Origin of the sequence: Neobacillus drentensis (genome assembly GCF_036965245.1) — a bacterium.
Taxonomy (GTDB): domain Bacteria; phylum Bacillota; class Bacilli; order Bacillales; family Cytobacillaceae; genus Neobacillus; species Neobacillus drentensis_G.
The window spans coordinates 37,002-52,310 of record NZ_JBALPG010000007.1 but is presented as its reverse complement, the minus strand read 5'-3'; the positions used below and the strand labels follow the sequence as shown (position 1 = coordinate 52,310).

Genomic DNA, 15,309 nt, shown 5'->3' with positions numbered 1-15,309 from the left:
TTCATTAGAGACTTTGAGTTTGATAGCTTTTCTACTATGCCTCTGTTAACACTTTTTAAAAACAAACTAATCGTTACACCAAAAAAGCCTGATTCATCGCTGAATCAGGCTCTTTCTATCATTATTCTTTTCAGAATTTTAATAGGCTGACAAAACGATTTGCTGATAAACTTCAGGTACAAGGCCAGTCTATTATTTTTCAAAAATCGCATTGGATAGCAATCGGAACAGGTAGTCCGTATGGTCACGGAAGCCCGCCTCTAAACCAATCAAGGTTACGTCTTTATCCTGCTCTTTAACCATAACAGCCTGACCTTTGGCAGAAGCGTTATTTTTCCAATGGCCAGCCACGAAGAAATCGTTACTGTTTTCATAGGTTGCGACTACTTTATCGTTTCCAGTATTGGTATACCATGCTGGACGATAGACAAACCCAAGATCCTCCCGGCCATAACCGGCAGTTAAACCAGTGCCTTCATAGTTAACCTTCACAATTCCGTTACTATTAGATCCTCCAACATTAATGGTGTCATCCGTTAGTCCGAGGGTTTTCGTGGCCTGTGACGCACTTGATCCTACTGCAATATATTTGCCGCCGTTGCCAACAAAGTTCGTAATGTTCGCTTTCAACTTAGCTTCTTGTGCCTTGTCTCGTAAACCAAATTCCTTGTTTGCCTCGCTTAAGTTTGAGGATATCAAGCTAGCTGTACCGCTATAAACAAAGACTTCAAAACCGTTAACTCCGTTTTCTGCTACTTCAACCGGTGACACTTCGGTCACGTCGAAGCCAAGTCGTTTCAGGGCTAACTTTGTCCCGCTGTGGGACTGGACTTTCCCCATTCCGCCGTCCTTTAAAATAGCTACTTTTAAACTTGATAATACCGTTGCATCAGCCGGTACTTTAGAGATGCTTTCAACCTGCAATCCAGATGCTTTCACAGCACCTGATATAGTATTGCCTGCTGCTTCTGTGTAATAGTTGCCCTTTGCATCACGTTTTACTACGACACTTTGTTTAAGCAGCGTATTTACTAGCTCGATAGATTTGACAGAGCTATTCGAAATTAAGTATGGACCTTTGCCGGAAACCGATCCTTGCTCAGCAATTTTGTTTACTTTTGTTGTTGTCACATCAATAGAACTTTCTGAAGCCACTGCTTTAAAGCCCCAAAGCTCCGGTAAACTCCATGCTGAAATATCATACATCGCAGCAGTATCGTTTGAGATGTCTTCTCCGTCCCAAAGCATGGTGTTGGCTAAACCTGCCTTGGCCTGATCCATCTTAACGATAAACGTTCCTTTAGGATATGATTTTCCATCCACGACAAATGCTTTCGGTGCTTGAACCACTTCAATGTCATTATTAATTAAATGATTGACAGCTTTATGCGTTACAGTAGGGTCTTTTTCATCGACTGGAAGGATATAGGCTTTAGGGAAGAATCCATCCTTGTGGAACGGATGATCAAAATTAATCCCACGTTTAAACATTTCAATTTGGTCAGTAATCATAGCCTGCTTGTTCTCTGTCGCAAAATTAAGTGCACCGATAATGGCGTTATACATCCAGCGGACTCCGTCCCAATCATTCGTTGGTGTTTCTAAAGTATGTCCATATGCGCCATGGTACATCGCATACATTGGAGTGAAGATTGGCGGATAATCATCCCATCCGTCCTGATCATTACGCTGTGGAACGTAAACGCCTTTCATATTTTGATATAAACTATTTGATGAAAATTTATCCTTTTGGCTCATTATCTGAGCTTCCATCGCTTCAGCCTGTTTATAAGCCCACTTGTTATATAAATCATACTCGTAGTTTGGATTATGCGGCGGTGTACATGGTTCAATTAATCCCTGTAGGTTTGGCGCGTAGTTTTTCACGTATCCATGCGTATCAAGAAATACCATTGGGTTCCATTCTTTAATTAGGTCAACAGTTTCTCTTGTTTCTGGCTGGGATTGTGTAATAAAATCACGGTTCAAGTCAATTCCTTCGCCATTAAAACGAGTGGCATCGACACGTCCGTCCGGGTTTTGCACGACGTTGAATATAAGGATGTTGTTGGCGAGGATATTTTTCGTCTCTTGGTCATTTTCTGTTGCAAAACGTTCAATTAACTGGAGGAGAGCGTCGGTCCCGGCGAATTCCGTGCCATGGATAGAACCATTGATCATGATTGGAACTTTAAAATCCGGATTACCTGCAATCCAATCTTGAGCTTTTCCCGGGTTTTTAAACATTTGCTTTCTTAAAGCCTGGATTTTTCCAAACTTTCCTTGCGTTGTGGGGTCAGCAATCGTCACGACATATAGAGGATGCCCATCCGCTGACGTACCGCGAACTTCAACTTTGACCCGGTTTGATTGCTTCTCAATCTCTAATAATTTTGCTCCGATTTTTGAGAATTTTACAAAGTCATAGTTTTCACTATTAAACTTACTACCATCCTGCTCTTCGTATACATTGACGTTTGTCCATTTTGGACCCTCTGCAAATCCTGCTGTCCAAGGAACTGCAGTAATTAATCCTACTGCTAAAATACCGGCAACCACTCTCTTTTTCTTCATTCACAAACCTCCATTTTCTAATAATTATTAATAGTATGAATATTCACAAACTAATTCCATTTTAATAGAAAACATATAAAATTCCATCGGACTTTTATCCTATACATTAATAACTATCATTAGTTATGATTAGAAAAAACAAACGATGTAATTAACACGAAAAAGGACTTGGAGATTATCCTTGTCCTTTAACATGTTGTGATATGAAATATGGATTTGATGTCTTTTTGGATTATCTACTCCAAAAACTGTGCTGCTTAGTGGTCAACACTTCTCCCTTTTCAATTTAAACTCACAATGATTTAGGTAATCATGGCAGATCCTTATTCACCACAAACCAAGTGTTATTTAGACCATGGCCTTTAGTATCTCCTGGAACGTAATCTTTTTGGTAGTAATACAAAGGGTATCCTTTATAGGTTGTTTGTTTTTGGCCATCTTTCCTTGTGATTGTTCCAAAATCTTTTGCTTTGAACCCGTCTGTAGTCTTGATCGTTTCTTGATAGAACGGCTGCCATTCTGCAATACATTCGTCAATACACTGACTAAAATCTGGAGTATCTTTGCTAGAATAATAAAGCGTGATTCCACTCATGTCCGCTAAATATTTTCCAAATTTATCTGATTTTAAAACTTGTAGTTTCTCTTGTTTATCGGCGATTATTTTTGATTTAAATTCAGAGATGGCCATGTTTAATGAAGATATTGCCTTTTGAACTGCTTCATTTGTTAATGGTAATTGAGCATAAATCTTCTTTGCTTCTCCAATGCTGGAAGCGAACACAGCTTTATCAGCTTCATTAAATTGTCCTGATTTATTCCCAATAACTCCACCCTTATAAATACTTTCAGCCAATTCAATTGTTTCTTGAAGATTCTTCTTGTTTTTTTCATCCTGCACAGGAATTGATTGACGGAGCTGCTCTAACTTATTCATTAAGGCAGGAACATTCGAATCTAATTCATAAGGATACATCGTTAATAATGTCATGACCTCCGCCCTAATAGCATCGTCTCCTCTGTCAAGATGATATAGTTGTAAACCATCTTCCACTAATGCTTTATACTTACTATAATCATTTGTTTTCCCGTACACTTCAAACTCAAAGAAACAGTAGCCCCAGCCCGTTGCTCTTTTGATTCCTTGAAACTTTACATATCGTGCTTTAGTCGGGTCAAAAGTAGATTCTTGAAGCCCCTCTTTCCCGTGAAACACCCCATCATTCGGAAGAACATTCACCCAATTTTTATTATCATTTGAAACTAGGACCTTATACGTTTCTGCATAGGCCGTTTCCCATTGGATAGAGACTTTGCTAATCTCCTTTTCTTCCCCTAAATCAACAGACCACCAAGCAGAATCCGCGTCTGGCTTTTGATAATCTGAAGCCCACTTGGTACCGCTTTTTCCATCAACTGCAAATTCCGGTCCAACCCAATCCACCTCTGAATCTCTCGCATATGCTTGTTTATTTAAGGCGTAATTGACATCTCCTAAAATGTTGATGGTACGGTTGTTGATACGTAAATTATCAATACTCCCTTTAAATGCGTTAGATAAACTTCCTATTTTTTCAAGTGGTAAAACAAAGGTAGTTTGCTTCTGTTCCGTATATTCATTCCCGTTAATATATAAGGTGGTTTTTGTGTTGTCACCCTTTAATAATATATTTGTCCACTGATCATAAGGAAGTTTATAATTAAATTCTTGGCTGTAATTTTCACTTGAGAGAACAATCTTATTCTTTGAGATCTTTAGTTGACTATTCTTCGAATCTAATAAGATGGCATTTTCAGGGTTGTCTTGGTCAGGTTTGATCCAGAAGGAGGTTGTCCAGCCGAAACCCTGGTTTTTTAAACCGGTTTCAACATAACTACTTCCGCCTTTAAGCTTTAATCCTTTATTCATTTTTCCTTCCGTGAATTCGGTATTCTTTGGACTACCGTGATAATTGTTTCCTGACGTATCCTGAAGATTATCATCAAACGCATATTGAATGATGTTTCCATCTTTATTATTCGTATTTATATGGTGGGATAAGCTCGTATTTGGTGCCTCACCAATCACGGAAGCCAAACCGCTAAATTTCGTAAAATCCTGTTTTGTGTCGCCCCCGTTCCACATTTTCTCTGCCAGGACTTGTACCGATGGTAAAATCCGATCGTGAGAATCAGCCATGGTAATGCCCTTTGGATAAGAAACATCATTCCAAAGAGCAAACATCGCTCCCTTTAACTGCGGGTGCCCATATGGTAATGTGGAATCATGAAACTTATTCGCTTCCCAATTTTCATATAAATTCTTTACATCAAGGTAATCATGGTAATAACCTGCTTTAGGAACAATATAAAGATTCGCGTCATCAGTGTTAATAATATTATATCCCTGGTCTAGCATTTCCTCCGGTTTAGAAAAACCAGTACTCCAAACATTCATCGTAGTGTTTGTATCAACAGGGGTGGTTCCCTTATATTCAGTGAGCCCGCCCCATATTAGTGGATGTTTCCCTTTTGCGTTAATAAATTTTATCAGATGGTCCATATACGCCCTGAAATCTTCCACGTCCTTCTGTGTCGGCGTGTGATATTCATCCGTTCCTATATGAACGTCGGGACCGATAAAGGTAGGGTTCGGGCCATCGATGTATTCACTGAATAAACCCTCGACGAATTGGATGGTCTTTGGTTTTGTAACATCCATTCCTCCATGTCCATTTGCCAGCTCTTTGTCATAATTAATGAAAGCCCCAGAATGTCCGGGTGTATCAAACTCTGGAATAACATTTACCCCATAGTTCATTCCTAATTGTTGGAGGCTGCGAAATTCTTCTTTTGAATAATGCTCCGGACTCGCGAGCCCAGGAAAGCGCTCACTTTCAAGTCTAAAAGCATACGTCGTACCATCCGCAAATGGACTCCACACATCATCATTCAAGTGAATCTGGAAATTGGACATTTTATACCAAGATAATAGTTTTACATAATCACGTAAAAATTCGGTCGTGTAAAACTTTCTAGCAACATCCAGCATGAACCCTCTCTCTTCATTTGCGGGATAATCTCTACTGATTCCTTTTGGAATGGTTGTTTGATTCTGCTTTAAAATTTGCAATGCTGTCCGGGTCCCATAGAATACTCCATCCACTTGAGCAGATGTTATCGTTATGTAATCGTTTACATCGAAGATATATCCTCCACTTGTTAAATAGCTAAGGTCTTTCTCCAATGTTAGATAAAGATCCCCCTTAACAGGAGTTCCATAAACAACATTTAGCTGAAAGCCATTCACTTCTTTTAAATCCTTTGCTGTTTCTTCTGCTGCCGTTTGTAGCTCATTTTTATAGGAAGTATTCACGACAATTCTAGAGGAATCGGTTAATTTAAACTCTCCTTCATGCCCAAACCATTCCCTTAAAGATGGTATCACTTTAGGTTCCGGATTAGCACTTTCATTTGCTTTATATTGACCTGGTACATTTACAGCTATATTTTTCGTAATGCCACAAATTGAAGGATTCTCTTTATCTTCCACTTTAAATAATAGATTGACTGGCGTATCCACAAGCGGTTTATGGATTTCGCCGCCAAGATCAATGACAGGTAGCTTATCGCTGCCAAATAAACTAATTTTATAACCTTCCGGCACCTCCGGCATAGTTATTTTATTGGAATCGGCAGTTAAATCGGGTATAGAGGTAATGCTGTTTACAATTTCATTTATTTTACTATAACCATAGACTTCGAATTCATAAAAAGCATAGCCGAAAAGCTGCCCTCTAACCGGTGTTCTTTCAATACCTTGAAACTTAACAAACCTTGCTTGAGATTTATCAAGTTTAATAACTTCTTCTTTATCACTATAATCCTTACTTTCAAGAACTCTATTGTCCTTAAAGGCATTCTCCCATGTCTTCCCATCATTCGAAATCAATAGTTTCCACTTGGCAGCTGGTGCATCTCCCCAGTGAATGACAACCTGATCTAATTCGGATACCGCCCCCAGGTCCACATACCACCAGGAACTGTCTGCATTTGGGTTCATCCATCCGGGTGCAGACGACCACTTCGTATTAAGATTACCATCCACAGCATATTTAGAAGACACATAGTCTACTTCATGGTCTGAGTCAAATGTTGGCTTATTTAGCGCTAGATTTTGATTATTGGCAGCATGAACCTTAGTAGGTGGAATACCCGTTATCACCATACTAATCAACAGAGCAAAGACACAAAATACTGATACAATTCTTTTTCTCATTTCTTATCCTCCTTTAATAAATTTGTACCCAGAAACCCAACCCATTAAATAAAAAAATTTATACAAAAAAGGCATGGAGAAATAATAAAGGGTGTAAATCCTCCATTATTATCTCCATGCCTGATCGTATCAGTTACATGAGATCTATTATTTTACTTTATCTCCATGATACCATGTTTTAACACCTACACAATGCCTTTTATGAAATTTATCTCTTTTTTGTATTTTGTTATATAATTAACCTTTTTCTAGTCTAACGCAAACAATGATTTGTTAAGAAAAGCGTAAGGCGCCTGACTATCGGCGACAGGCACAAGAAGGGATAAAAGGGGTCAGTTCCCCGTTGTGGTAAAGTAGCGGGGGAACTGACCCCAAAAATCGGAAATTAGTTTTTTATTTTTACACATAGGCCTTTCTTGGTTCTAAAATAATCTCATTTAATTTTAGGTTCACTGGGTTCGCGATGGTATCTCCAACCGGACATGTCTTTTCAATAAACGCTACAAACTCTTCAACTTTTTCTCTAGGTGCATCCGTTGCAATATGAAAGTTAAAACGAATATCAGAATAACCGCGACGAACATCAGATTTATTCATAAAGCCATCTGTGTCAAGATCCCCTTCCACATCAATCCATAGATCATCAAATTCTATTTTGAACTTTCTAGCATACACACGAGCTACGATCGCTTGGCAAGCACCTAATGCTGCTAAAGTCAACTCTACAGGATTCATACCAGTATCCGTTCCGCCTAATTCCTTTGGCTCATCAATGGTTATCTCGAAATTACGAGATTTAGCTTTAACTTGAACACCCTTCTGTAAATGGGCAGCAGCTTTAAAGGTTGTCATTGGCATAGTTCATTCACCCTCCTATGGTGGTGTAATGTTACTTCCTAATATATTTTCTATCTACACTATAAATATAAGCGCTTTCATTTTAATAGTCTATGGATATATTGTGAAATATTGAGCAAAATAAGAAAGATTGTTTTAACAAGTGCTTTTGCCTTTACGGATGTCATGCCAGTAAACAGAAAGGGATTGGGATTCTCAACTCCCGGGCGATTAAGCAAAAATCCTCTACCGAACATAACCATAATGTGGCCACTATAGTATGTTCTTAAGTAAAGGGCCAATTGGAATAGAGCTAACCGGTAAAACTTATGTCCACTCCGCAGGCACATCTGGACAATCCTTTAATATCTCTAACAAGAAATCCAATTCCCACAAATCGTCGGTTGTTAAATGTGGATTAAGTTTTTCTAAAATTCTCATACATCGGACTTCCTTATCAATATACTTTTACCCCTACCTAGATTTTAATAAGACAAAGAACACCCTCCGGTTCAACTAGATTGAACCTCTAAAAGTACTAAACCCAAAAACGAATTTTTAGCTGCTGCACGCCAATTATCCCGTTTCCATAAAATATCGTAAGAGCGAAAATGTTATTTTCTATCCCAAAGGGAAAGTTGTGGTGCTTATCTATGAGGAATTCCCCGGCTTATCACCATTCATTTCAAAATCTTCAAGAGAATGGACTGTCGTTCGAACAGGTCTTTGAACGGATTGTTACCTTTATGAAAGGTAATCCAAAAGGACATTACCGCCTTATGGTAGGAACAGATTCACAGGTTCATAAATCCCAGACCACGTTTATCACTGGAATTGTGATTCAAAATGAAGGAAAAGGTGTATGGGCTTGCATTAGAAAAGTGAATGTTCCCAGAAAAATGACCCATTTACATGAGCGGATCTCACTTGAACTTTCATTAACAGAAGAGATTGTTTCCATGTTCACCGAGGAAAGAAAAAATGAGTTAATCAATATTATCCTTCCACATCTTTATCAAGGGGCAACCTTCACGATGGAAGGTCATATCGATATCGGGGCTGGCAAGCGTAACAAAACAAGTGAATTTGTAAAAGAAATGGTAACAAGAATCGAATCCATGGGAGTAGAGCCGAAAATCAAACCGAATGCCTTCGTCGCCTCCAGCTATGCGAACCGTTACACCAAATAAGGGTGTCAGGCACCACAAAAGGACAAATGACCTCGAATGGTGCCTGACACCCTTATTACGATATCCATGTTATATATATTTCAATTCTACCTTTACGGTGGTGCCCTTGCCGAGTTGGCTTTCAATTTTCATTGTGCCGTTATGTTCTTGAATGATTTTGTTGCTGACCGTTAGACCAAGTCCAATTCCTTTGTCCTTGGTGGTGTAAAATGGTGTTCCCAAAAAGTCCATGAGCTCCGTGTCGATTCCAATTCCTTCATCGGAAAAACTAATTAATACTCTTTTCCCCTCTATTTTTTGGACATCAATATGGACGATACCGCCGTGCTGCATAGATTCAATAGCATTTTTTAAAACATTTACAAAGACTTGTTTCAATTGGTGCGGGCTGCAAAGTAAATCGATCTCATCTGTATGGTAGTGGTTTATAATTTGCACATTATGTAGTAATGCTTGTGGATGAAGAATTTTAACCGTGCTTTCCAAGATTGAATTTAGACTTTCCACCTCAAATTGAATGGCTTGAGGTTTAGCGAGCGACATAAATTCATTGACAATTATATCAATCCGGTCTAGTTCATTCGTGATAATCAATAAATAATCTTCTTGCTTTTCTTTATCAGTTGTACCTTTCAAAAGTTTGGAAAACCCTTTTAATGAAGTCAAAGGGTTTCGTATTTCATGCGCAACCCCAGCAGCTAATTGCCCGATAATTGAAAGACGGTCTAAATTACGCAGCGCATCATCATTTTTTACCCTATCAGTAATATTTCTGCCAACCGTCACAAAGGATTCAAGCTCATTTTTTTCATTATAAATAGGAGACATAGTTGTCTCGGAAACAATTACTTCATTGCTCTCAGTTCTAATTTTTGTCTGAAACAGCTGAGGCTCACCCGTTTCGATTAGGTTTTGATAAGCGCTATCGAAATGTTCCTTATCCTCAGGTAAAATAAGATCATATACTGTTTTGTCGAATAATTGTTCCGGCGTATACCCAATCCCTTTTTCATGTGAGGGAGAAGCATAGATAATCTTCTTATCATATGAATAAAGCTTTATCATATCTGCTGTATTTTCCGTAATTAATCGATACAATTCACGCGTTCTTTTCAATTCTCTTTCCATATTTACTCGCTCTGTAATATCACGATAAAGGGCGAAGATGGCAATTATTTCTCCCTGCGAATTTCGGAAAGGAGAATAAGAAACAGCTATATCAAGAATGGTGCCATCCTTATGGCAGCGCTGCATATTAATATTATGAAAGGTTTTGCCTTGTTTTACTGCATTTACAATCTCTATCACCAATTCAGACATTGGAAATTCGTCGAATCTTCTTCCCAAAACATCTTCTTCTGTATAGCCAAATATTCTGGTATACATTTGATTTATCCGAATAAACCGATTCTCCATATCGACAATACAGATTCCATCAGCAGTACAGTTAAGAAAAAGATCAATTAATTCATCAGGATTATAGACAACCGTTTCATTTTCTTTTCCAAAAATCGGGAAACACTTCGCCATAGAGATCTCTCCAAACACATCAATAATACTATCAATTTCCATTTTACAGAATTTTTCAGTAAAGGAAAGAAGTATTTTTAGAATGGTGTCTGGTACCACAATAGGACACTTTTTTCTGTGTGTGGATGTTCTTTTGCCGTACAAAAGCTTGGTCCATATGTAAGGACCAAGCTTTTTGTTTTGTTATGCTTCGTATAATCTCTTTTTCTACAATGCTTCTTCTACTTCTTTTTTCAATATATCGAAATAATTATCCATTCTTTGTCAGCCATTAATTGTGGATTATTTTTTTGCTGCTATTTTCTAATCATACAAATCACCTTTTTTCAAGATTAATTCCCCAAATAGATGGTCTTGACATGCTCTAAATTTCGATACACAGTTTCCCTTTCTGCCGTGATTAATGTCAACCTTTTATTAACAGCTTTTTTCAGTAATCCTATTTTTTCACTGCTGTCACCACCATCGATGACGACCAGCTGATTCTCTAACTTTTTACATTGCTCGTCGAAGCTTCTAGCTAATGGAATCTTTGCTGGATTTACAGGAAGAAATTTACTATCTAAGGAATACGGCGTTGCATTTTCAGGATATGGGATCAGCCATTTAACATGGTTCATCGAAATAAACACTGTTTTATATACCGGGGAGTAAAAGACAAAATAGTCATTCATAATACTCGTTAAATAGCCGTGAATCGCCTTATTCCCTGTTACATACACTTCAACAAATCTCCCCTTAGCATTGGTTAATATTCTTCGAAATGAAATCACCTGTGACTCCGATTCGAGCGGCTTTTCTGAAGGGGGTTCATAGTAAGTACTGTTTTCCTCTTTTTTCGATTCTTTTATCCGCTGAATATGAACCGACGGAATATATAGAAAGGACCCCGTTTTCCCCACATATAAAACAATAATATCTAATCCAGAATCAACTAGTATTCCAGAGTAAAAATACCCGCCAGAAATCTCAATTTCTATATTTTTCCCCATTAAATCGCTAAACTCATACATTGTTCATTCTCCTTTTCCCTGTTCGCTCTGGTTATGCGTTCATCTATCCAATGCAAGTAATCTACGATGTTATCATGAGACAGCTCTGCCTCCTTGAATAGTTACTCCGCTCATGTCCCGCCCTTCCATTTATCACTCTTGTTACTGTGTACTTTATTTATATGTGCCGCTATAGATACAGGCTCTAGGTTTGTACCCGATTCCCGTTAATTCCACAATAATCTAGATAAATCGAAAAAGAAGAAGCTCCTTGCTAGGTACTTGCCCCGAGCCCCTAGGCGCTGGAACTAGACAAAAAGGGTGTCAGGCACCCTGAAAGGACATTTGTCCATTTCCATTGGTGCCTGACACCCCTATTTTTAGCTTATTAGTCACAACTTATAGTTTTTGTTCTTTTTCTAAGTGGCGGTATTTCTAAATAGGTAACCATTCTCCATATCCATTCCAATGGACCGTATTGAAAGAAATGCAGCCAGATTGTGCTAAACATAAACTGGATGATATAAATCGTTAAACATAGGTAAAGAGATTGTATAAAGGTAATATTGTTGAATAAATTTAGCATATTACCAGCCAGATAGATTAGGGCTGTTTGCGAAATATAGTTTGTTAGCGCCATCCGTCCGTAGCTTTTTAATGGGGATAACACTTTTTGAAAAAATGAAGATTGCAACAGTAACACAAGGAGCCCAACATAAAAAGCCGAGATAATCGGTCCGATTGAAATCCCAATGCTTAAAAATTGCTGCATCTTCTTGAAGTCTATTTCCGCACCATTACGAAATACACCCGGGGCATATTGATATTGATAAATAAGGCCTAAAATACTTAAACCAAACATGATACTTGTAAAAAGGATTACCTTATTACGTTTTTTGGATAGCTCCTCAAACACATGATATTGACCTGCTGCAATTCCCAATAACATCAGAGGAATAACCATAAAGAGTTTGAATGAAAAAATCCCCATAACGATTAACATGGCAGTTCCAAACACAAGATTAACTACCCTATTCGCTTTGTAAAATGGCAAAATAATTAGCCCGCAAATTGCGTAAACCGTTAACGCCTCGCCTGGATGGAATCGGACATGGACCAAGCCCATAATAAATAAAGCGATAATACGCCTTAGGAATAATACATATCCATTCCTTCCTTTTGCATTGGCCCGTGTGATAAAAATATAAAATCCGACCCCAAACAAAAAGGTAAATATCGTATAGAAGCGCCCTTCCACAAATAAATATAAAAACCTCCAGTAAAAAGCCTCTATGGTGTGGGGTGATGGCAGCTTCACCGACAGCAACGGGATAATATTCACCAAAATAATCCCAATCAGTGCAAACCCTCGTAAATAATCCAGCAAATCAATCCGTTTTCCTACATCCATTACCTGTTTACTTCTAACCATTTCCTGTTCATTCCCAACCATTTCCTGTTCACTTCCAACCATTACCTTCTCCTTTATAGTGTAAATGGTGCCTGACACCCTTAATACTATTTCTCCCATAAATATACAACAATTATATCATTGGAAAAGGAAAAACGCTTTGATTTGATGGTTCAAAGCGTTTGTTGTAGTTTATTATTGTGATATTTTAATCAGATATGGGATTTAAACCGTTTCCCCAACCGGCTGCAGCATGGTTCCATTAGCAGCATAATTAGTGTGCCAAGAAAAAGCCTTCTCCAGCACATGCGGGGTTTGTCCGCCCCCCTCAAGCGCCTCCTGGTAATATTCACGAAGCTGCTTACGGTACATTGGGTGGACACATCGTTCGATAATTAATTCAACTCTCTGTCTTGGTGCCAAGCCGCGCAAGTCGGCATACCCTTGTTCAGTAACAATTACATCAACATCATGCTCGGTATGATCTACGTGTGAAACAAACGGGACAATGCTCGAAATCTTACCATCTTTGGCAATCGATTTCGTCACGAATATGGCTAGGCGGGCATTGCGGGCAAAATCACCTGAACCCCCGATTCCGTTCATCATTTTCGTCCCTGAAACATGAGTGGAATTGACATTGCCATAGATATCTAACTCCAGCGCTGTATTTATCGAGATTAAGCCTAATCGGCGGATGATTTCCGGATGATTAGATATCTCCTGCGGCCGCATGATTAAGCGATCACGGTATTTTTCAAAATTCCCATAAACCTCTTTCATTCTTCCATCGGAAAGGGTAATCGAGCAGCAGGATGCGAAACGAACCTTACCGGCATCGATTAAATCAAAAACTGCATCCTGTAATACTTCAGAATAAACCTCTAAGTCTGTAAACTCTGAATCTAACATGCCATGGAGAACCGCATTTGCAACCGAGCCAATCCCCGACTGCAGCGGGGCAAGGCTTTCCGTCAGCCGGCCAACCTTCACTTCCGTACGTAAAAATTCAATTAGATGATTCGCCATAATCACAGTCTCTTCATCAGGTGGAACAATCGTTGATGGTGAGTCAAGCTGATTCGTAAACACAATCCCTCTTACCTTCTCTATATCAATTGGAATCCCCATCGTTCCAATTCGATCATCAGACTTTTTCAACGGAATTGGGTCCCTCTCCCCTTGCTTCCCAGGATCATATAAATCATGTAACCCCTCAAGATTAACTTGATGTGCTAAATTGATTTCGATAATGATTGATTTGGCATTCAAGGCAAATGATAAAGAATTTCCAACCGAGGTGGTCGGAATCACCATCCCATCTTCCGTCACTGAGAACGCTTCCAAAATAGCGAAATCTACAGGTTCCATTACGCCTGCTCTTACTAATTCAGCTGTATGCGATAAGTGCTGGTCAACAAACATCATTTCCCCATTATTGATTTTGCTGCGCATTGTCGGATCTGCCTGGAATGGAAGTCTTTTTCTAAGAATCCCAGCCTCGGCAAACAACTTATCCACATCGGAGCCTAAAGAAGCTCCCGTATAGACATTTACTTTAAAGGTTTCTGTCTCAGCGCGTTTCACCAAAGCAAATGGTACCGCTTTCACATCGCCGGCACGTGTAAATCCGCTTAACCCCAATGTCATTCCATCTTCAATCCATGATGCTGCCTCTTCAGGAGTCACTATACGATCCCAAAGACGTTGATCCCGAATCCGTTCAAATTTTTTTTCCATCTTTCATCCCACTCCCCAAGTGAAATATTAAGATAATTTTAACCGATAAAGTTTATCAACTAGGGATTTCTGGGATACATTACGGAAAATTCAGATAAAACAGCATTATCACGGTCTTAAACAGAATTTTTCTAAAATCCTAAAAGTTTGCGAAAATAACTGGAATAAGATTGGCTTACAGGCACTCGATCCCCATTATCCATTGAAAGGATAAAGGTCGAATGAGAATCAGGGAAAATCTCTTTAATATGATTGACATTCACGATAAACGAGCGGTGGCAGCGGATAAAATAATCCTTTGGTAAAAGGAACTCAAATTCCTGCAACGAGTTTTTATGCGTACCACTATGTTCCTTAGTCGAGACATATGTCTTTTTATCCTTTGCTTCCAGATAAATCACTTGTGAAAAAGGAACAGGTATCCAGCCATCTTGAGTTTTGATAGTCACCACCAGTTTTCCGCTCGTTAAGGCTGGGAAGATCGCCGTCACACAGCCTTCCAAATTTCCTTCGTGAAAAAACGGTACCGCCATCCCATGATAGGGAACCCCAAACAAATCACGATTAATAAATTCAGAGATTTTTTGCTTCGAATGAATCGCCTTATAGGCAATCGTTCCTTCCTTCAAAGGGTCACCCGGCATGATTTTTAAATCAATTCGCTTACTCGGGCGATAATAAATATATTCTTTCGTATTCGAAACCGCAATCGAAATCTCCTCTGAAAACAACTCACTTATTACATCTAACAGTGAAACAACCGTAATACTCTCCATA

9 protein-coding genes are annotated in these 15,309 nt (G+C 38.9%); 1 reads left to right on the top strand and 8 read right to left on the bottom strand.

The window, feature by feature from the left end; all coding sequences use genetic code 11:
- Positions 1-192 precede the first annotated feature (192 nt).
- From V7150_RS01695 to V7150_RS01685, 3 genes are all read right to left on the bottom strand, one after another.
- Positions 193-2,574, bottom strand: coding sequence for a M14 family zinc carboxypeptidase (locus V7150_RS01695; protein ID WP_335513003.1), 2,382 nt, complete (start codon positions 2,572-2,574; stop codon positions 193-195).
- Positions 2,575-2,884: 310 nt separating this feature from the next.
- Complete coding sequence (locus V7150_RS01690) at positions 2,885-6,832, bottom strand: discoidin domain-containing protein (RefSeq protein WP_335513001.1); 3,948 nt, start codon at positions 6,830-6,832, stop codon at positions 2,885-2,887.
- 399 nt (positions 6,833-7,231) lie between these two features.
- A complete protein-coding gene (locus V7150_RS01685) occupies positions 7,232-7,690 on the bottom strand; it encodes an OsmC family protein (RefSeq protein ID WP_335512999.1) in 459 nt (152 codons plus the stop codon).
- Positions 7,691-8,322: 632 nt separating this feature from the next.
- Between V7150_RS01685 and V7150_RS01680 the strand changes: the two genes are divergently transcribed.
- Positions 8,323-8,859: a ribonuclease H-like YkuK family protein gene (locus V7150_RS01680; protein WP_335512998.1), complete on the top strand. Its 537-nt coding sequence runs from the start codon at positions 8,323-8,325 to the stop codon at positions 8,857-8,859.
- A 69-nt stretch (positions 8,860-8,928) separates the two neighbouring features.
- Here V7150_RS01680 and V7150_RS01675 read toward each other — a convergent pair whose 3' ends face one another.
- From V7150_RS01675 to V7150_RS01655, 5 genes are all read right to left on the bottom strand, one after another.
- Positions 8,929-10,431 (bottom strand): PAS domain-containing sensor histidine kinase, encoded by a 1,503-nt coding sequence (locus V7150_RS01675; RefSeq protein WP_335512996.1) that lies wholly within the window; start codon positions 10,429-10,431, stop codon positions 8,929-8,931.
- A gap of 290 nt (positions 10,432-10,721) precedes the next feature.
- Positions 10,722-11,402: a DUF2642 domain-containing protein gene (locus V7150_RS01670; RefSeq protein ID WP_335512994.1), complete on the bottom strand. Its 681-nt coding sequence runs from the start codon at positions 11,400-11,402 to the stop codon at positions 10,722-10,724.
- Positions 11,403-11,769: 367 nt separating this feature from the next.
- Positions 11,770-12,792 carry a DUF418 domain-containing protein gene (locus V7150_RS01665; RefSeq protein ID WP_335513042.1) on the bottom strand — a complete coding sequence of 341 codons (1,023 nt, stop codon included), beginning with the start codon at positions 12,790-12,792 and terminating at the stop codon, positions 11,770-11,772.
- A gap of 225 nt (positions 12,793-13,017) precedes the next feature.
- Positions 13,018-14,532 (bottom strand): acetyl-CoA hydrolase/transferase family protein, encoded by a 1,515-nt coding sequence (locus V7150_RS01660; RefSeq protein ID WP_335512992.1) that lies wholly within the window; start codon positions 14,530-14,532, stop codon positions 13,018-13,020.
- 131 nt (positions 14,533-14,663) lie between these two features.
- Positions 14,664-15,308 carry a LytTR family DNA-binding domain-containing protein gene (locus tag V7150_RS01655; protein WP_335512991.1) on the bottom strand — a complete coding sequence of 215 codons (645 nt, stop codon included), beginning with the start codon at positions 15,306-15,308 and terminating at the stop codon, positions 14,664-14,666.
- Between the last annotated feature and the right edge of the window lies 1 nt (position 15,309).

Excerpts from the sequence above, each read along its gene's own strand:
- V7150_RS01695 (WP_335513003.1), bottom strand. The coding sequence starts at position 2,574 with ATGAAGAAAAAGAGAGTGGTTGCCGGTATTTTAGCAGTAGGATTAATT.
- V7150_RS01690 (WP_335513001.1), bottom strand. The coding sequence starts at position 6,832 with ATGAGAAAAAGAATTGTATCAGTATTTTGTGTCTTTGCTCTGTTGATT.
- V7150_RS01685 (WP_335512999.1), bottom strand. The coding sequence starts at position 7,690 with ATGCCAATGACAACCTTTAAAGCTGCTGCCCATTTACAGAAGGGTGTT.
- V7150_RS01680 (WP_335512998.1), top strand. The coding sequence starts at position 8,323 with ATGAGGAATTCCCCGGCTTATCACCATTCATTTCAAAATCTTCAAGAG.
- V7150_RS01675 (WP_335512996.1), bottom strand. The coding sequence starts at position 10,431 with ATGGAAATTGATAGTATTATTGATGTGTTTGGAGAGATCTCTATGGCG.
- V7150_RS01670 (WP_335512994.1), bottom strand. The coding sequence starts at position 11,402 with ATGTATGAGTTTAGCGATTTAATGGGGAAAAATATAGAAATTGAGATT.
- V7150_RS01665 (WP_335513042.1), bottom strand. The coding sequence starts at position 12,792 with ATGGATGTAGGAAAACGGATTGATTTGCTGGATTATTTACGAGGGTTT.
- V7150_RS01660 (WP_335512992.1), bottom strand. The coding sequence starts at position 14,532 with ATGGAAAAAAAATTTGAACGGATTCGGGATCAACGTCTTTGGGATCGT.
- V7150_RS01655 (WP_335512991.1), bottom strand. The coding sequence starts at position 15,308 with ATGGAGAGTATTACGGTTGTTTCACTGTTAGATGTAATAAGTGAGTTG.